Origin of the sequence: Actinoplanes sp. URMC 104, from assembly GCF_051386375.1 — a bacterium.
Classification (GTDB): domain Bacteria; phylum Actinomycetota; class Actinomycetes; order Mycobacteriales; family Micromonosporaceae; genus Actinoplanes.
The window spans coordinates 1145200-1163335 of sequence record NZ_JBPQTO010000002.1; the positions used below are offsets into that span (position 1 = coordinate 1145200).

Annotated in this window: 17 protein-coding genes and 1 pseudogene; 6 read left to right on the forward strand and 12 right to left on the reverse strand. The window is 71.2% G+C overall.

The window, feature by feature from the left end; translation table 11 throughout:
* Positions 1-130: 130 nt before the first annotated feature.
* Positions 131-1690 (reverse strand): Rieske 2Fe-2S domain-containing protein, encoded by a 1560-nt coding sequence (locus tag ACSNN8_RS06265; protein ID WP_436647504.1) that lies wholly within the window; start codon positions 1688-1690, stop codon positions 131-133.
* 132 nt (positions 1691-1822) lie between these two features.
* Here ACSNN8_RS06265 and ACSNN8_RS06270 point away from each other — a divergent pair, with 132 nt between their 5' ends.
* A complete protein-coding gene (locus ACSNN8_RS06270) occupies positions 1823-2056 on the forward strand; it encodes a DUF2631 domain-containing protein (protein WP_436647505.1) in 234 nt (77 codons plus the stop codon).
* A gap of 99 nt (positions 2057-2155) precedes the next feature.
* Here ACSNN8_RS06270 and ACSNN8_RS06275 read toward each other — a convergent pair whose 3' ends face one another.
* The 8 genes and pseudogenes from ACSNN8_RS06275 to ACSNN8_RS06310 all read right to left on the reverse strand — a co-directional run bounded on the left by ACSNN8_RS06275 (position 2156) and on the right by ACSNN8_RS06310 (position 9641).
* The gene (locus ACSNN8_RS06275; protein ID WP_436647507.1) at positions 2156-3283 is read right to left on the reverse strand and encodes a DivIVA domain-containing protein; all 1128 of its coding nucleotides are present in this window, start codon (positions 3281-3283) and stop codon (positions 2156-2158) included.
* A 37-nt stretch (positions 3284-3320) separates the two neighbouring features.
* On the reverse strand, positions 3321-4499 hold the full coding sequence (rlmN, locus tag ACSNN8_RS06280) for a 23S rRNA (adenine(2503)-C(2))-methyltransferase RlmN (protein ID WP_436647509.1): 1179 nt from the start codon (positions 4497-4499) through the stop codon (positions 3321-3323).
* A 40-nt stretch (positions 4500-4539) separates the two neighbouring features.
* Positions 4540-5418, reverse strand: a pseudogene (locus ACSNN8_RS06285) (phosphatidate cytidylyltransferase); the annotation flags it as partial.
* A 101-nt stretch (positions 5419-5519) separates the two neighbouring features.
* On the reverse strand, positions 5520-6077 hold the full coding sequence (frr, locus tag ACSNN8_RS06290) for a ribosome recycling factor (RefSeq protein WP_436647511.1): 558 nt from the start codon (positions 6075-6077) through the stop codon (positions 5520-5522).
* A gap of 52 nt (positions 6078-6129) precedes the next feature.
* Entirely contained in the window at positions 6130-6891 is a 762-nt protein-coding gene (gene pyrH / locus ACSNN8_RS06295) for a UMP kinase (protein ID WP_436647513.1), read from the reverse strand.
* A gap of 101 nt (positions 6892-6992) precedes the next feature.
* Positions 6993-7823, reverse strand: coding sequence for a translation elongation factor Ts (gene tsf / locus ACSNN8_RS06300; protein WP_436647515.1), 831 nt, complete (start codon positions 7821-7823; stop codon positions 6993-6995).
* Between the two features lie 32 nt (positions 7824-7855).
* Positions 7856-8749 (reverse strand): 30S ribosomal protein S2, encoded by an 894-nt coding sequence (gene rpsB / locus ACSNN8_RS06305; protein ID WP_436647516.1) that lies wholly within the window; start codon positions 8747-8749, stop codon positions 7856-7858.
* A gap of 220 nt (positions 8750-8969) precedes the next feature.
* Positions 8970-9641 carry a hypothetical protein gene (locus ACSNN8_RS06310; RefSeq protein ID WP_436647517.1) on the reverse strand — a complete coding sequence of 224 codons (672 nt, stop codon included), beginning with the start codon at positions 9639-9641 and terminating at the stop codon, positions 8970-8972.
* 155 nt (positions 9642-9796) lie between these two features.
* On the opposite strand from ACSNN8_RS06310, the gene ACSNN8_RS06315 reads away from it, so the two are divergent.
* The 3 genes from ACSNN8_RS06315 (at position 9797) to ACSNN8_RS06325 (ending at position 13257) form a co-directional block, all read left to right on the forward strand.
* Positions 9797-10156, forward strand: coding sequence for a YraN family protein (locus tag ACSNN8_RS06315; protein WP_436647518.1), 360 nt, complete (start codon positions 9797-9799; stop codon positions 10154-10156).
* A 13-nt stretch (positions 10157-10169) separates the two neighbouring features.
* Complete coding sequence (locus tag ACSNN8_RS06320; RefSeq protein ID WP_436647519.1) at positions 10170-11693, forward strand: YifB family Mg chelatase-like AAA ATPase; 1524 nt, start codon at positions 10170-10172, stop codon at positions 11691-11693.
* Between the two features lie 430 nt (positions 11694-12123).
* The gene (locus tag ACSNN8_RS06325) at positions 12124-13257 is read left to right on the forward strand and encodes a DNA-processing protein DprA (RefSeq protein WP_436649431.1); all 1134 of its coding nucleotides are present in this window, start codon (positions 12124-12126) and stop codon (positions 13255-13257) included.
* Positions 13258-13343: 86 nt separating this feature from the next.
* Here ACSNN8_RS06325 and ACSNN8_RS06330 read toward each other — a convergent pair whose 3' ends face one another.
* Positions 13344-13529 (reverse strand): DNA-binding protein, encoded by a 186-nt coding sequence (locus tag ACSNN8_RS06330; protein WP_436649433.1) that lies wholly within the window; start codon positions 13527-13529, stop codon positions 13344-13346.
* Between the two features lie 1094 nt (positions 13530-14623).
* On the opposite strand from ACSNN8_RS06330, the gene ACSNN8_RS06335 reads away from it, so the two are divergent.
* Positions 14624-14851 (forward strand): hypothetical protein, encoded by a 228-nt coding sequence (locus ACSNN8_RS06335; protein ID WP_436647521.1) that lies wholly within the window; start codon positions 14624-14626, stop codon positions 14849-14851.
* 1357 nt (positions 14852-16208) lie between these two features.
* Complete coding sequence (locus tag ACSNN8_RS06340; RefSeq protein ID WP_436647523.1) at positions 16209-16613, forward strand: winged helix-turn-helix domain-containing protein; 405 nt, start codon at positions 16209-16211, stop codon at positions 16611-16613.
* Positions 16614-17135: 522 nt separating this feature from the next.
* Here the strand turns inward: ACSNN8_RS06340 and ACSNN8_RS06345 are convergent.
* A complete protein-coding gene (locus ACSNN8_RS06345) occupies positions 17136-17600 on the reverse strand; it encodes a pyridoxamine 5'-phosphate oxidase family protein (protein ID WP_436647524.1) in 465 nt (154 codons plus the stop codon).
* Positions 17601-17639: 39 nt separating this feature from the next.
* Positions 17640-18128: a DUF6636 domain-containing protein gene (locus ACSNN8_RS06350; protein WP_436647525.1), complete on the reverse strand. Its 489-nt coding sequence runs from the start codon at positions 18126-18128 to the stop codon at positions 17640-17642.
* Positions 18129-18136: the final 8 nt, after the last annotated feature.

Sequence of the window (18136 nt, forward strand, 5' to 3'; positions counted from 1 at the left end):
GGGCGCGACCACTCACTCAGGTCGCCGTGGCGGGGTGAGCGTTCTGGGCGCGCCGGCGCCCTGCTCGCCCCGCCACGGTCCCGGCGGGAGCGACGGTCCGTACCCCCCACCCCGCTACGACATCTGCTTCTCAGGAATTTGTCTTCTCGGCGCGGATCTTGTGGCCGACGCTGGTGAGACAGCGGCCGGTGGGCAGGTCGAACTTCCAGCCGTGCAGCTGGCAGGTCAGCACGTTGCCGTCGACCATGCCGAAGCGGCTCAGGTCGGCCTTGAGGTGGGGGCAACGGCGCTGGACCGTCCAATCGCCCAGCTGGGTGTCCTCGGCCTCGACGGCCTTCTCGTGCTCGTCGTACCAGCCCTCGGCGTACTGCAGGCGCTCCTCGGAGAGGCACTTGAAGAACGCGTAGACGTACTCGTTGTACTGCCCGATGCGGGCCGCAGAGAAGCGGCAGCTGAGGAACAGGCTGTTGACCCAGTCGCCCTCGTCGATGTGGATGAGGTGCTCGATCAGCGCGCGGCCGGTCTTGAAGCGGTAGCGCACCTTCTCGTCGGCGTAGGGGCGGACCTGCTTGCCGGGGAAGTCGACCACGATCGACTCGACGACCTCGCCGTCGGGGCCGAACGAGTCGGTCAGGTCGAAGCGGACCGGGCCGCCGACGCCCTGCGCCATGTAGATCGACTCCTCGAGGAGGGGCTCGATGCGCTTCTTCATCGCGCCCAGCACGTCGATCTCGGGGTGGCGCCAGGACGCCTTCTCGGCCTCGATGACCGCGGCCTTGCGCTCGCGCATCTCCTCGAGGTGCTGCTTCTTGTTGGCGAAGAACTCGTCGACCGGCGTGGGGTGCGTGGTCTCGGCCTTCCCGTCGGCGGTGAGCGAGGTGACGCTGCCCGGGAGCAGGACGATGCCGTTGGTGCCGCCGACCTTGGCGTACTCCTCCAGGAAGACCGACTGGTCGGGGAAGATGTTGCCCTCGTCGCCGAAGATGTCGTTGAACTGCCAGAGCGTGTCGTCCAGGAAGCACGGCGGGCCGGCGATCGGGAAGACGTGGTCGGCCTTCAGGTCGTCGATGTAGCGCCAGGTGCGGTCGAACTGGCGGTCGCGCTTCTGCTTGCCGAACGCGGCCTTGGCGGCCTCGGGCAGCTCGTAGACCATCGGGTACCAGATCGCGCCGGAGAACTGCAGCATGTGGGCGTGCACGTGGCCCAGCTCGTTGAACCGGGTCAGGTCGGTCGGCCGGGCGTCGTTCTGGTTGAGCACGCGGACGCCGTCGTGCTCGACCCAGAGCGAGGAGTCGCCGATCGGGCCGTCGGTGGGGCTGATCAGCGCCTGGATCATGACCTTGAGACCGCCGTCGAGCTCGTGAACCTCGTCCGACCTGGTCTTGAAGAAGCTGGTGAAGCCGAGCTCGCGCAGCTCGTCCTCGAGCTGGCTGGTCGGGTACTCCGGCAGGAGCACCGTCGCCTTCTTGCTGACGAAGCGCTTGAGGTGCTCGGCGTCGAAGTGGTCGCGGTGCAGGTGCGACACGTAGAGGTAGTCGACGTCGCCCAGCGTCTCCCAGTCGAGCAGGGAGTTGTCGGGGAACGGGAACCAGGAGGCGAAATAGGCCGGGTTGACCCACGGGTCGCACAGAATGCTGCCGGCGGCGGTGTCGATCCGCATGCTCGCGTGTCCCGTGCCTGTGATCCGCACCGTTTCACTCCCTCGATCCAAGAAAGGCGACCGCATCGAAGGTACCGGGTCCGGGTTGGTGGGCCGCGCGCGGAGCCGCCGTGCGAAACTTGACCTCGGACGCCATCGCCTTTTAAAGGGAAGGACTTCGCCGTGGCCGCGGATCAGGATCCGGTCTACGCACCCGACCAGCTCAAGCCGGGCAACCGCAAGCGGGGTCAGCGCGCAGCCATCATCTCGGCCCTCGTCATGCTGCTCTACTTCTGGGGCAACCACGAGGGCAACACGGAGAACATCTGGATCGCCCTCTTCGCGATCGGCCTGGTCGTCGCCGTGATCATCGACGCCGTCATGCGCCGCAACGGCCTCAAGGCCGAGGACCAGTAACCTCCCGGCACGAAAAAGGCCCGCTTCCGCGGGCCTTTCGTCGTTTCAGCGCTGTCGGGTGTTTCAGCGCCGTCGGGTGTTTCAGCGCCGTCGGGTGTTTCAGCGCCGTCGGGTCAGGATGTCCTTGACCTCGCGCAGAGCGGCGTCGACCTCGGCCTCGAAGTAGCCGCCGGGAACCAGCCCGAACTGCAGCATGTCGAGGTCGTTCTCCGGCACCGGCATCGGGCCGCGGCCGGTCATCGCCTGCAGGATGCCCTCGAAGAGCCGGTCGACCTGGCCGGGGTCGTAGCCGCTGCCGAACCGCCGCGGCTGGAACGTGCGCCGCAGCTGGTCGACCCGGTGCAGCTCGCCGCCCGGCTCGCCCATGGGCGGGGGCAGCTGGGGCTGCTGGCTGCCGTAGCCCATCGGCGGGCCGCTCATCGGGGCGTTGCCCATCGGCGGGCCGCTCATCGGCGGGCCGCTCATGGGCGGGGGGCCGCCGTAGCCGCCGCGCGGGTCGGCCTGCGGCATGCGGATCTCGGCGGTCATGTCGGTCTTGCCGTGCCGGCCCGCCTCGAAGCCGTCGAACCCGCCTGCGGGCGACTCGAAGCTGCCCGTGTCGTAGCCGGGGCCCTGGTCGTAGCCGCGGGGGTCGCGGTCGTACGCGGGCGGAGGCGCGGGGGGCCGCTGCGGCAACTGGGCCTGCGGCGGCTGGCCGTATCCGGTGGGCTCGTCGTAGCGGCCGTACGGGTCGGGCTGCATCGGGCCGCGCGCCGGAGGCTGCTGCTGCTGGAAGCGGTCGTCACGGACCGGCGGAGCGGGGAGGCGCTCGGTGGGCGGGGCCATCCGGCCACCCATGCCCTGGCCGGCCATGCCCTGACCGCCCATGCCGCCGCTCATCGCCGCGCCCAGCCCCTGCTTGGGGCCGCCGCCGATGCTGCCGGCCGACAGGCCGCCGCGCAGCGAGTCACGCATGGGGTCGGGGGCGGGCGCGCCCCGGCCGCCGCGGTCCTCGAGCTCGGCCAGCTGCCGCTCGACGCGGTCGAGGTGCAGGTCCACCTGCCACTCGTCGTAGCCGCCGAAGCGCACGCGGAAGACCACGTCGTGCACCTCCTGCGCGCCGACGGGCGGGCCCGCCTGCTCGCCGGAGAGGGTGGCCTCGACCCGGTCGAGGAAGGCGTCCACCTCGTCGACCTTGTAGCCCCGGCGCAGCGCACGCCGCCGGAAACGCTGCCCCTGACTCGTCACAACGTCTCCCACTTCGCTCGCTGGGACCTGCGCCCAGTCACTGTGCCACCTCCGCGTCGGCCGCGGCGCCCCCTGCGCTCGCCTCCGTGAGCTCGCCCGCGGCCAGCTGGCCGCACGCGCCGTCGATCTCCCGTCCCCGGGTGTCGCGGACCGTCGTCGCCACTCCGGCCTCGCGCAGCCGGCGGACGAACTCGCGCTCGACCGGTTTCGGACTTGCATCCCACTTGCTGCCCGGGGTCGGGTTCAGCGGGATGAGATTCACATGCGCCAGCTTGCTGCGCAGGAGCTTACCGAGCAGATCGGCGCGCCAGGGCTGATCGTTGACGTCCCTGATCAGGGCGTACTCGATCGAGATCCGGCGTCCGGTCCGGGCCGCGTAATCGAACGCGGCATCGAGCACCTCGGCCACCTTCCAGCGCTGGTTGACGGGCACTAGCTCATCGCGCAGATCATCATCGGGGGCGTGCAGGGACAGCGCAAGGGTCACCTGGAGGTCTTCGGCCGTCAACCGGCGGATTGCGGGCACCAGACCCACGGTCGAGACGGTGATGTGCCGTTGCGAAAGTCCCAGACCCTCGGGCGCCGGCGCGATGAGCCGGCGCACAGCCTCGATCACACGCGGATAGTTGGCCAGCGGCTCGCCCATGCCCATGAAGACGACCCGCGACAGCCGCGGGGGCGAGCCGGTGACCGCGCCGCTCGCGGCGACGCCGGCGAGGTAGACCACCTGGTCGACGATCTCGGCGATCGACAGGTTGCGGGTCAGCCCCTGCTGGCCGGTGGCGCAGAACGGGCAGGCCATGCCGCAGCCCGCCTGGCTCGACACGCACGCGGTCACGCGGTCGGGATAGCCCATCAGGACGCTCTCCACCAGCGCGCCGTCGTGCAGCCGCCACAGCGTCTTGCGCGTCGCGCCGTCGTCACAGGCCAGCTCACGTACAGGGGTGAGCAGCGTGGGCAGCAGGTCGCCGGTGAGCCGGGCGCGGGTCGCCGCGGGCAGGTCGGTCATCTGGTCGATGTCGCGCACGAGCCGGCCGAAGTAGTGCGTGGAGAGCTGCTTGGCGCGGAACGCGGGCTCGCCGAGCGTGGTCACCGCCGCCTTGCGGGCGGCCAGGTCGAGGTCGGCGAGGTGGCGGGGAGGCATCGACGGACGGCGCCGGGTGGTCACCGCATCGGGCTGGTCGGGGCTGGTCGGGATGACCGGAAGAATCGTCATGGCACAACCAGTCTCGCACGCTCGGGGGCGTGCCTGCCGCTCACGTGTTCGCCCCGATCAGGGCGAAGAGCAGGTAGGCGGTGGGGACCGCGAAAAGGATGGAGTCGAGGCGGTCCATGAGGCCGCCGTGACCGGGCAGCAGGTGGCTCATGTCCTTGACGCCGAGGTCGCGCTTGAGCATCGACTCGGCCAGGTCGCCGGCGACCGCCACCACCGAGAGGACCGCGCCGAACAGCGCGCCCCAGTAGAAGGGGATCTCCAGCAGGTAGTACAGCAGCAGGGCACTGCCGACGGCGGCGGAGAGCACCGAGCCGGCGAAGCCCTCCCAGGTCTTGCCGGGGCTGATCGACGGCGCCATCTTGTGCCGGCCGAGGAAGACGCCGACCGCGTACCCGCCTGTGTCGGAGAGCACGACGGCGAGCAGCGTGCACAGCACCCGCCAGCGGCCGTCCTCGCCCGCGTCCGGAAGCTGCAGCAGCACGCCGAAGCCGAGCAGGAACGGCACGTAGACGGCGATCAGGATGCTGGCGACCGCGTCGCGGCGGAAGGCGGCCACGCCGTCGGCTATGCGCCAGATCACCGCGGCGGCGACCGTGACGACCAGGCCGAGCAGCAGCGCGTCGGGCCCGTCGCGCCAGGCCAGCCAGGTCATCAGCAGCGAGCCTGCGATCAGCGGGATGAGCGGGGCGTCGGCGCCGGAGGCCCGCAGGGCGCGCACCATCTCGTACACGCCGACGGCGGAGGCCAGCGCGATGACGCCCAGGAAGGCGTCCGGCCAGATGACCAGGGAGATCAGAACGGTCAGGACCAGGCCGACCCCGACGCCGATGGCGGCGGGCAGGTTGCGCCCGGCGCGGCCCTTGGCCCGCCTGCGCCCCTTGTGCGGAACCGCCGGGAGCTGCCCCGTCGGGACGTCCTCGCCCGCGTGCCAGGCCTGACCGGGCACGCCGTAGGCGTGCGGCGCCGGCGCGCTCGTGTCGTCGCCGGCGCTTCGCCCGGCACGCGGATCGAGGTAGGACATCAGACCTCGAGCAGCTCGGCTTCCTTGTGCTTGACGAGCTCGTCGACGACCGACACGTACTTGTGCGTCGTGTCGTCGAGCTCCTTCTCGGCGCGGCGGCCCTCGTCCTCGCCCGCCTCGCCGTCCTTGACGAGCCGGTCGAGCTGCTCCTTGGCCTTGCGGCGGACGTTGCGGATCGCGACCCGCCCCTCCTCCGCCTTGCTGCGCGCGACCTTGATCATGTCGCGGCGGCGTTCCTCGGTCATCTGCGGCAGGTGGATGCGCAGCTGGTTGCCCTCGTTGTTGGGGTTGACGCCGAGGTCCGAGTCGCGGATGGCCCGCTCGATCGGGCCGAGCTGCGACGCGTCGTACGGCTTCACGATGACCATGCGGGGCTCCGGGATGCCGACCGACGCCATCTGCGTGATCGGCGTGGGCGCGCCGTAGTAGTCCACCACGATCTTGGAGAACATGGCCGGGGTGGCCCGCCCCGTACGGATCGCGGCGAACTCCTCCTTGGCGTGCTCGACCGCGCTCTCCATCTTTTCCTCGGCCTCGAAGAGAGTCTCGTCGATCACCGGCTCTTCTCGCCTCCTAGCTTTTCCTCGGTGGTGCGGACGGTGGGTGGCTTCAGGCGGTGATCAGCGTGCCGATCTTCTCGCCGCTGACCGCGCGGACGATGGTGTCGTCGCCCTGGGCGCCGAAGACCAGCATCGGCAGGTCGTTCTCCTCGCAGAGGCTGAAGGCGGCCTGGTCGGCCACCCGCAGGCCCTGCTGGATCACGTCGGAGAAGGTGAGGGTGTCGAGCTTGCGCGCATCGGGGTCGATGCGGGGGTCGGCGGTGTAGACGCCGTCGACACCGTTCTTGCTCATCAGCACGACGTCCGCGTGGATCTCGAGGGCGCGCTGGGCGGTGACGGTGTCGGTGGAGAAGTACGGCATGCCGGCGCCGGCGCCGAAGATGACGCACCGCCCCTTCTCGAGGTGGCGGATGGCACGCAGCGGGATGTAGGGCTCGGCGACCTGGGCCATCGTGATGGCGGTCTGCACGCGGGTCTCGATGCCCTCCTTCTCCAGGAAGTCCTGGAGGGCCAGGCCGTTCATGACCGTGCCGAGCATGCCCATGTAGTCGGCGCGGTTGCGGTCCATGCCGCGCTTCTGCAGCTCGGCGCCGCGGAAGAAGTTGCCGCCGCCGACCACGACGGCGACCTGGATGCCCCGGCGGATGACGGTGGCGATCTGCCGCGCGATGCCCTGCACGATGTCGGGGTCGACGCCGACCGCGCCGCCGCCGAACACCTCGCCGGAGAGCTTCAGCACGACCCGGCGGGGCCGTGCGGACGGCGGGGCCGGACTGTCAACCGCAACTGCCTGTTCGGTCACCATCGTCATGAGACCCGCCTTCCTCTTCCATGCTCAGCAGAGACCTTATGGGAGAAGGAGGCCGGACGCAGAATCGCGTAGCCGGCCTCCTCACACCAGTGACGGCCCGCTTACTCCTGGCCGACCTCGAACCGGACGAACCGGGTCAGGGTCAGCCCGGCCTCGTCCGCGATCTGCTTGACGGTCTTCTTGTTGTCGACGACCGACGCCTGCTCGAGCAGGACGAAGTCCTTGAAGAAGGAGTTCACCCGGCCCTCGACGATCTTGGGCAGAGCCTTTTCGGGCTTGCCCTCCTCCTTGGCGGTCTCCTCGGCGATGCGGCGCTCGGACTCGACGACCTCGGCCGGCACCTCCTCGCGGGTGAGGTAGCGCGGGCGCATGGCGGCGATCTGCATGCCGATGCCCCGGGCGTCCGCGTCGGCGGCCTCGTCGTCCTTGCCGGTGTACGACACCAGGACGCCCACCTGCGGCGGCAGGTCCTGCGCCTTGCGGTGCAGGTAGACCGCGACGGTGCCGTCGACGATCACGAACTTGTTCAGGACGATCTTCTCGCCGATCTTGGCCGAGTACTCCTGGATCGTGTCCGCGACGGTCTTGCCGCTGGGCAGCGTGGCCTCGAGCAGCGCGGCGGCGTCGGCGATCTTGTTCTGCTCGCCGAACTCGACCAGCTGCTGACCCAGCGCGACGAAGTCGGGGGTCTTGGCGACGAAGTCGGTCTCGCAGTTGAGCTCGAGCAGCGCGTTGCCGGAGTGGCTCACGATGCCGTTGGCCGCGGTGCGGCCGGCCCGCTTGCCGACGTCCTTCGCGCCCTTGATGCGCAGGAACTCAACGGCCTTGTCGAAGTCACCCTCGGCCTCGTCGAGCGCCTTCTTGCAGTCCATCATGCCGGCACCGGTCAGATCGCGGAGCTTCTTCACGTCCGCGGCGGTGTAGTTAGCCATGACTCTCTCTCGATGTCAGGTTCGTCGGTGACTTACTCGGCCGAGGCGGTGGCGGCAGCGGCCGGAGCGGCGGCCGCGGGGGCCTCCTCGACGGGCGCGGCCGAAGCCTCGGCAGGAGCGTCCTCGGCCTTCTTCTCCGCGCCCTCGTACAGGTCGCGCTCCCACTCGGGCAGCGGCTCGCCGGCGGCGACGGTGCCCGGCTCGGGCTTCTCGTCGGCGCCGCCACGGCCACGGCCGGAGCGGGCGATCAGACCGTCGGCGACGGCAGCGGCGATGACCTTGGTCAGCAGCTCGGCCGAGCGGATCGCGTCGTCGTTGCCCGGGATCGGGAAGTCGACCTCGTCGGGGTCGCAGTTGGTGTCCAGCACCGCGATGACCGGGATGCCCAGCTTGCGGGCCTCGTCGACGGCGATGTGCTCCTTCTTGGTGTCCACGACCCAGATCGCCGACGGCGTCTTGGTCATGTCCCGCAGACCGCCGAGGGTCTTGGAGAGCTTGGTCTTCTCGCGGTAGAGCTGCAGGGTCTCCTTCTTGGTGTACCCGGCGGCGGTGCCGGTCAGGTCACCCAGAGCCTCGAGCTCCTTCATCCGCTGCAGCCGCTTGTAAACGGTCTGGAAGTTGGTGAGCATGCCGCCCAGCCAACGGTGGTTCACGTACGGCTGGCCGACGCGGGTCGCCTGCTCGGCGATCGCCTCCTGCGCCTGCTTCTTGGTGCCGACGAAGAGGATGTGGCCACCCTCGGCGACGGTGTCCCGCACGTACGCGTACGCCTTCTCGATGTAGTCGAGCGTCTGGCGCAGGTCGATGATGTAGATGCCGTTACGCTCGGTGAAGATGAAGCGCTTCATCTTCGGGTTCCAGCGCCGGGTCTGGTGCCCGAAGTGGACACCGCTCTCCAGCAGCTGACGCATGGTCACGACGGCCATGGTGGGTTTACTCCCTGCAGTCCCTGGTTGTCACGCTCGCCGGCGGCGAGCGTCCTGGCGCCCGGTCGCCGGCCACAGTCGGACCCGAGATGATCGAGACCAGGGAGGGCCGTCGCTGCCGGTCGGTGAGGAACCTGGCAGAGGGCGCGCGAGGTCGACCGCACGGGGCGGTCGCCGTCAACCAGCATACGCCAAGCTTCGGCGGGGGCTTCCGCGGGTTTTAGGCCACCGCCAGGCCGGCCGCGAGCAGCAGGACCAGACCCACCGGCAGGTACGCCGCGGGAGGGCGCAGCCAGGTGTCGCGCGTCACCGGGCCGCCGCGCGCGACCGAGAACAGCCCGATGCCGGCGAGCGTGAACCCGAGCGTGAGCAGGACGGCCGGGACGACCGCGCGGGGCGTCGGGTCCGCGGTGAACGTCGCCTCGAGGAGCAGCCGGACGACCGGGATCATCAGGACGAGCGTGACGAGCGCGACCAGCAGGGACGAAACCGGTCGGCGGCCCTGATAGACGGGGTCGGGGTCCTTCTTCGGCTGCACCGGGGGCACGAGCGTCGTCGGCTGCGCCACGGCGCCGCGGGCCTCCGCGGGCGGCGCCACCGGGTCGCTGGTGGGGCGGATCGTGGGGTACTCGGGGCCGCGGACCGGGATGCGCGGCTCGGGCTCGGCGGTGCGGGCGTGGCTGCCCGAGGTGGTCACCGGGTCGTACGCGGGCGCGGCCGGCCGCTGCTCGGGCAGGCGGAAGGCGCCGCTGGGCCGCTCGTGGATGCCGGAGTCGTACGGGGTGGCGGCCGGGATGGAGCCCGAGACCTCCGAGCTGGTCGATCGGGCGTACTGGCCGCCCCCGGAATACCAGGTCGGCTCGGGGTCGTCGGCGTATCGGTGTCCATCCACGATGTCGAAACTTAAGTGACCCGGTGCACCGGCGCCAGCGGTGAGCCCATAACACACCTGGACGGTGACAGTGCGGTTTTCCACAGTCGCGCTCCGTCCACAGATCTTGGCAGGGCGGGATGCGCCGCGGCCGCCGCCGGGCCACCTTGTCCGGCATGACGACGCAAAGGCAGGCGGTGGGGGCGTACGGCGAGAAGGTCGCGGCCCGGCACCTGCAGGAGCAAGGACTCGTGGTCCTCGACCGCAACTGGCGCTGCCCCGACGGCGAGGTCGACCTCGTGCTGCGCGACGGTGACGACATCGTCTTCTGCGAGGTGAAGACCCGGCGCGGCGGCGGCTTCGGCACCCCGGCCGCGGCGGTCACCTATCGCAAGGTGCGCAAGCTGCGGCAGCTCGCGGTGCGGTGGCTCGCCGAGGCGGGCGTGCGCCCCCACGAGATCCGCTTCGACGTGGTGGAGGTGCTCGTGCCCCCGCGCGGCGCCGGCAGCGTCACCCACATCCGCGCGGCGTTCTGAGCGGGGCCGCGGCATGAGCTACGCACGTGTTCTCTGCGTCGGGCTGCTCGGGGTGACCGGTCACCTCGTCGAGGTCGAGGCCGATCTGTCCCAGGGGCTGCCCGCGGTGGTGCTGACCGGGCTGCCCGACACGGCGCTGCACGAGGCCCGCGACCGGGTGCGGGCCGCGGTGGTCAACTCCGGCCAGTCGTGGCCCAACCGTCGCATCACGGTCAACCTGCTGCCCGCCGCGCTGCCCAAGCAGGGCAGCGCGTTCGATCTAGCTATCGCCACGGCGCTGCTCGCGAGCGCCGGCGAGCTGTCGGCCGGCGCGCTCGAGGGCGTGGCGGTGCTCGGCGAGCTGGGGCTCGACGGGGCCGTACGGCCGGTGCGCGGCGTGCTGCCGATGGTGGCCGCGGCGGCCGGCGTGGGGCTGACCCGGGTGATCGTGCCGCTGGGCAACGCGCGCGAGGCGACCGTGGTGCCCGGCATCACCGTGCAGGCCGTCGACAGCCTGCGCCGGCTGGTCGCCTTCGTGCGCGACGGCGAACCGCTGCTCGCGCCGCCGCCGCCCGACTCCGCGCCGCCGCCGGCCGGGCCCGACCTGGCCGACGTCGCGGGCCAGGAGCTGGGCCGCTACGGGCTGGAGGTGACCGCCGCGGGCGGGCACCACCTCGCGCTGTTCGGGCCGCCGGGCGCGGGCAAGACCATGCTCGCCGAGCGCCTGCCGTCGATCCTGCCCGAGCTCGACGACGCCGAGGCGCTCGAGGTGACCGCGCTCCAGTCGATCGCGGGCGTGCTACCGCCCGACGGGCAGTTGATCCGGCGCCCGCCGTTCCAGGCCCCGCACCACACGGCGTCGTCGGCCGCGCTGGTCGGCGGCGGCAGCGGCCTCGCCCGGCCCGGGGCGCTGTCGCTGGCGCACCGCGGCGTGCTGTTCCTCGACGAGGCCGCCGAGATCCCCACGGCGACCCTGCAGGCGCTGCGCCAGCCTCTGGAGACCGGCCGGGTCGTGCTGGCCCGCGCCCGCGGCACGACCGAGTTCCCGGCCCGAGTGCAGCTGGTGCTGGCCTCCAACCCCTGCCCGTGCGCCTCCCCCGCGGGCGACCAGCACTGCACGTGCCCGCCCTTGGCGCGGCGGCGCTACTTGGCCAAGCTGTCGGGTCCGCTGCTCGACCGCATCGACATCCGGCTCACGCTGACCCCGCTGAGCGCCGCCCAGCTGACGACCGCCGCGGTGCCCGCCACCTCGTCCGCCGAGGTCGGCAAGCGCGTCGCCACCGCCCGCGCGGCCGCCGCCGACCGGTGGTCGTTCGAGGGCTGGCGGGTCAACGCCGAGGTGCCCGGCCCGGTGCTCAGGCGCGCGCCCTGGCGGCTGCCCGCCACCGACACCGCCGCCCTGACCGCCGCCCTGGACCGGGGCCTGCTGTCGGCGCGGGGTTACGACCGAGTGCTCCGCCTGGCCTGGACCATCTGTGACCTGGACGGCGGCACCCACCCGGGCCACGCCGAGGTGACCGAGGCCATGCAGCTGCGAATGGGTGATGTCCGTGGATGAGCCGCTCTCCCCCGCCTCCCCCGCCGTCCCCTCTTCGGGCCCCGGCCGTTCTCTTCTCTCGTCCGACGCCCGGCCCGAGCTTCTCCCGTCCGATACGCCGTCCGACTCGCTGTCGCCGGCCTCGCCCACCTCCGCCTCACCCACCGGCGCCCGGCCACCGAAGCCCACCCCCTCACCCGCCTCTGCCTCACCCACCGTCGACCCGCCGGCGAGCGCCACCCCCTCGCCCACCTCCACCCCACCCGCCGGCGCCCGGCCGCCGAAGCCCACCGCCTCGCCCACCTCCGCCTCACCCACCGGCGCCCGGCCGCCGAAGCCCACCCCCTCGCCCGCCTCTGCCTCACTCGCCGTCGACCCGCCGGCGAACACCACCCCCTCGCCTGCCTTTCCTTCCTTCTCCTCTGCCGATGACGCCGACCGCGCGGCTCGGGTGACGCTCACGTGGCTGGCGGAGCCCGGGAATCGCACGGTCTGGTCCCTGGTGCAGCGGGACGGAGCGGTGGCGACCCTGACGCGGCTGCTGCGTGGCGACCTACCGGACGGGGGGCTACGGGCCGGGGTGCTGGCCAAGGCGGCCACCCTCGATCCGCGGCGACTGGCGGACCTAACCCTTCGGCGGGCGGAACGGCTGGGCGCGCGCATCGTGGTGCCGTCCGACGAGGAGTGGCCGGCGCGGGTGGAGTCGCTGGCGACGCTCTCGTTGGACGCGCCGCGACAGGTCGATCGGGACGTACGGCCGCCGCTGTGTTTCTGGGTGCGCGGGCCGTGGCCGCTGGGCGAGGCGCTGGAGCGGTCGGTCGCGGTGGTGGGCGCGCGGGCGGCGTCCGGCTATGGCACCCATGTGACGACCGAGATCGCGTACGGGCTGGCGGCGCATGGGTGGACGGTGGTGTCGGGCGGGGCGTACGGCATCGACTCGGCTGCTCACCGGGCGGCGATGGCGGCCGGTGGGCGTACGGTGGCCGTCCTCGCGTGCGGGGTGGACCGGCCCTATCCGGTGGGCAACTCGGCGATGTTCGAGCAGATCGCGGAGTCGGGCCTGCTGATCAGCGAGTGGCCGCCGGGCTCGGAGCCGCTCAAGCACAGGTTTCTGATTCGCAACCGGGTCATCGCGGCCGCCACGGCCGGCACGGTGCTGGTCGAGGCGGCGGCCCGCAGCGGCGCGATCCAGACGATGGGACGGGTGCTGGCGCTGCGGCGGCCGGCGATGGTGGTGCCCGGACCGGTCACGTCGGCCATGTCCGTCGGCTGTCACGAGCTGCTGCGCGAACGGCCGGACGCGACGCTGGTCACGGGCCTGGCGCAGGTACTGGAGACGGTGGGGCGCATCGGGGAGTACCCGGCCGACCCGCCGCGCGGCCCGGAGCATCGGCGCGACGCCCTGGACGACGAGTCGGCCCTGCTGCTCGAGGCGGTGCCGAGGCGCGGGACCGCCACGCCGGAGGAGCTCGCCGCCAAGGCCGGGCTGGACCTGCGGACGGTGCTCAGGCGACTGTCCCTGCTGGAGCTGACCGGTCTGGTCGAGCGCCGCGGGGACGGCGTGACCCTGGCGCGGAAGCGGTGATCGCAGTGGGTGCGGGCAGCACAAAAGCGGGCGCCTCTCCCCTGCGGTCGGTCGCCCGCGGTGCCGTGCGCACGGCGCCGGGAGGGTCAGTCCTCGGCGTCGTCCAGGTCGCGGCGGTGGACCTTCATCCATGCCTCGACGTCGTCGGTCGCCCAGACCTTGCCCTGCGCGAGGTCGGCGACGGGCTTGGGGAAGTCGGCGCGGCTCGTGATCTGGTACGCGCGCTGCCGGCTCACCCCACCCAGGCGGATGCGGATCTCGTGCGCCCCCATGAGCCGGATCGGTTTCGCTGCCACATGATCGACCGTAGGCGCGAGACTATTAGTCAATCATCAAGTTGCTAGGAGACAGCTAGTCGTGTGTCATCTATACTGTTCCCATGACTAGGCGTCGCGCGACTACTCGGCTGGTTCCTCTCGGGCCGAGCCATCGACGCACGTGGCGGTCGTTGTGGCGCCGGTGCAGCTGCGGCCTCGCCGCTCCCTGCATCGACGCCCGGCTCCCGGCCGTGCCGCCGCCGTTCCCGCCGCGCCGCGCCGCCTCGTCGACCGACCTTTCCCCGCCCTCGCACGCACCGTCAACGGAAAGGAGGTACCACCAGGCCGATATCCCACAGAGTCCGGGCGACAGGGAGAGCGATCCCACCTTCCTGTCACGCTGCTTGCCCGGCGGCTCCACTCTCCGGCAAGGAGACCCCAGAAGCCGCCGGGCGACAGCTACCTTTCGCTGCCCGGTCTCGTCCAGGCCATCCGCACCATCGGGGGCGGCCGCCGTCATCACATTCCCACCGACGGCGGCCGAGCCCGCCGCCCGCGACGTCCCCCGTCGCCGGCTCTTCGCTACAGCCCACCCGGCCGTCGGCTGGCCCGAACACGACGCCTCCCGGCGCCCACCTTTCGCAATCGCCCACTCGGCCGTCGACCGGCCCGAACACGACGCCTCCCGGCGCCTACCTTTCGCAACAGCCCGCCCGGCCGTTGGCCGGCCCGAAATGGCCTACCACCACATCAACCTCAACCATTGGTGATCCGTCTGCCGCATCTCCGAGCCGGTTCGAGGCTCGCGCGACCCAGGTGGCTCCTGGCCCGCGCGACGCCCATCCTCAACCACTGGCCAGTTCTGCACCGCGATCACCCATGGCACTCGCTCTGGGGGAACCGCTATGACACACACAGATCCACCCGACATGCCGGCACGCGCGGCGTCGCGTCCCGACCGGCGCACCGGAAACGCTCAGCCTTTGCGAGAAACCCGGCGCCGCCTCCCACCCGAGCCGCCGGCACCACCCGAGCACTTGAACAACCGCCCCGAGTGGGACTGCATCGCTTGCGGTAGGCCGTGGCCGTGCGCCGCCGCAAAAGAGCAGATGCTCGAGGAGTTCGACGCTTTCCCGTCCGTGCTGACCATCTACATGACGGCTCAGATGTACGACGCCCTCGACGACTTGGCCACCATCAGCCGCCTCCCATCCACGAACCTTTTCGAGCGCTTCGTCAGTTGGTCCCGCAGGCCCGCCACCAGTTCCCGCAGCGGCAAACGCCGAGACTTCGTCGCAGCCCCGCCCACCAACCTCCAGATAAAGGCCGCAGCCTGACCGCCGACCAACGCTCACCCGAAGTCTCGACCCACCTCCGGCGCCCACTTGCACGCCCCGGCCCGGATATTCGCCATTGCACCTTCGTGGCGTGGATGCCTGCTGGCCTTGGCGCACGGGCAACGGTTAGTACCGCCGCGGCTCGGATACTCGCCGGCCCCGGCGCACGGGCGGCCGTTCACACCACCGCGGCCCGAATACTCGCCGGCCCCGGCGCACGGATGGCCGTTCACACCACCGCGGCCCGAATGCTCGCCGGACCCGGCACGCAGACAGCCGTTCACACCGCAGATCGAATACTCACCGATCACGGCGTACGTGCAACCGTTCACAAACTTGGGCCGTCGCGCGAGTGACCACTCGATCGGCAGCTCGGATACTTGCCAACCATGGCGCACAGGCAGCCGTTCGCCCCACGAGGGCCCGGACACTTGCCGATCTCGGCACACGCGTAGCCGTTCGCCCCGCCGAAGCCAAACACTCGCCGGCCTCGGCACACGCGTAGCCATTCGCACCGCCACAGCCCGGACACTTGCCTGACTTTGACGCACGGGCGGCCGTTCACACCACCGCGACCCCGGACACTCGCCTGCTTTGGCGTACGGGCAACGGTTCGAACCACCGCATCGTGGATACTCGCCGACCCGGGCGCTCGGGCACCGAGCTACACCGCCCCAGCACGGGTACTTGCCGATCAGACGCGGTTCATCGCCGGAAACGCTTCTGAGCGGGCTGCGTCCCTCCGCGCCTCAGGACGGCGATGTGGGAGCCGACTGCACTGACCTGAAGTCCGTTGAGCAATTGAACCAACTTTCGCGCGGTGACACTCGAAACGAATAGGCGCCGCGGTCGTCGGCAGCGGGTCGCTTTTGGATCGTGATGTCGTCACCCCTTCGCCCTTGCTCGAGCGCGCGGATCGGACCGACTGCTCCCCTGCAATGCGGCTGGTCGACGAGTCTTCCCGCTGCCGACGACTGCGATGGCCAGCGCTTCGGCAAAAATCAGCGCCGCGGACGTCTAGGACTGCCGCGCCGCCCAGCCTTGGCCCACCGCGCCGATCGGCCGGGCCCACCGTGCACGCGGCCTGGCCATTCGGCGGGCGGTGTCTCGCCCTTGGCGTGAGCAATGGCCGACCGGTTGCGCGAATGGGTATTTCGGGGCCGCTCCGGGGAGCGGAAGAACGGGCGACGACGTGGCCGTCACGTGGGTGCTTACGCACCTCGTATTGCGGCTGTTGACCGCCGCCCGCCCTGCCGCCCGATCAAGCTCGGCCTTCTCAGTGCGGCATGGCTATCATACCGACGTGGCTTCGTACGTACAATACGATGGAGCATCGTGGTCACGTAGAATGGAAGCCATGATCGATCCTTCCGCGGACCGTGCGGTCTTCCGCCAATTGGCTGACCTGCTCCGCAACCAGATCGAGTCCGGGGAGCTGGGGCCCGGGGAGCCGCTGCCCAGTGAGCTGCGCCTGGCGCAGGAGTACGGAATCAGCCGCACGACCGTCCGGCAGGCGATCGGCCAGCTCCGCACCGAGGGCCTGGTGACGGTCGACCGGCCGCGGGGCACCTTCGTCCGTGTGCCGGAGCCGATCGAGCTCATCGCGCTGGCCCGCGGGGAACGCGCCAGTGCCCGCATGCCCACCGACGCTGAGCGCCGCAAATACCGTTTGGGCGAAGGCGTTCCGGTGCTGGTCGTGACCGCCACCGACGGCACCGAAACGGTCCACCCAGCCGACCGCTTCCAACTCACCCGCCCGTAGCCACACGAGCCCGCAAGCCGGCGCTGGAGCCCGGCTTGGACCGGGGCCCGCTGCGCCCGGTCGACGAGATGGTGTCGTGAGGAGGCAACCGCCTGACCAGCTCGGACACATACCGGCGCCGAGCAAGGCGGCAAGCGGGAAGACCGCAGGCCAAGCCAGCGCTCGCAGGCAGTACACCGCACTGCCGCCCAGGACGGCAGCCGCCAGCAAGACGGCAAGCGGGACGATCGCAGGCCAAGCCAGCGCTCGCAGGCAGTACACCGCACTGCCGCCCAGGACGGACGGCAGGCCGCCAGCAAGACGGCAAGCAGGACGACCGCGGGCCAAGCCAGCGCTCGCAGGCAGTACACCGCACTGCCGCCCAGGACGGACGGCAGCCGCCAGCAAGACGCCAAGCGCGCGGCAGACCGGCAGCCGGTACGGCCGGCGGCTGACCTGAGCCGAGGGCAGCGGGTCAGCCGCGGGAACCGTAGGCCTGCGGGACCGGCGGGCGACCGGACCGCAGCGCGGGACGGGGATGGGTCACTTGCGGGTTCGGCGGGTGTAGCCCCTTCCGGTGTGCCAGGACTCTATGACCAAGTGGTCGGCGGGGACGCCCACATAGGTCAGCGCCACCTCGTGGATGTCGACGCGGAACAGGCCGGAGTCGTCGCCGTGGGGCCAGTCGGGGGGATGGGGCAGCTCGACCGCCACGCCGGAGAGCTTGGCGTCGCCGGGGCCGGACTCGGGGTTGTCCTTGGGGGGCTCGAGGGTGGGCGAGTGCATGGCCAGCCGAGGGTCGCGGCGGATGTCTCGCAGCTTCATCGAGCCGGCCATCATGCCGAACACCAGCTCGCCGTCCTCGAAGCCGGCCTCGGTGGCGCTGATGCGGGGGGAGCCGTCGCGTCTCAGGGTGGCGATCGTCTTGTTCGTGCCCGCGTCGAAGAGAGCCCTCACCCGCTCGGCGAAGGCCGGTGCGTCCTTTTCGATCTCATGCCAGCTAGCCATGCCGTCGACCCTAGGACGGGGGTACGACAAAACCGAGGCTCAGAAGACGCGGTATGCGGCCGAGGCGAGCGTGAAACCGTGGCCGGTTTTCTCGTCCTTGCACGTCAGTCCGGTGTCGGCACTGTCGCAGCGGACGGAACCGGAGCGCAGGGCATCGCCGTACGCGAGGGTGGTCTCCGAAGTGCCGATCAGGGTGTCGCCGGCGCAGGTGAGAGTCGCCTCGCCGTCGCTGATGGCCAGGCCGTTGCCCCAGTCCAGATCGCAGTCGGCGGGCTTGTCGGGCGGCCGCCACGACTTGGTGACGATGTCGCACCGCACGTTCGACGGGGTCAGGGCGCAGGCGATGTTCTTCGACGGGGTGCGGAACATCGCCTCGTCGACCGGCGCGGCGGGCGGCGGCGACGGGTCGGGGCCGCCGAAGCCGACCTTGGCCGAGGGCGGCGGCGCGGGCGGCGCGGAGGCGGGCGCGGAACAACCGCAGAGCACGCCCAGCAGGGCGAGGACGAGGATGCCGCGTATCGGTACCATGGTGATCG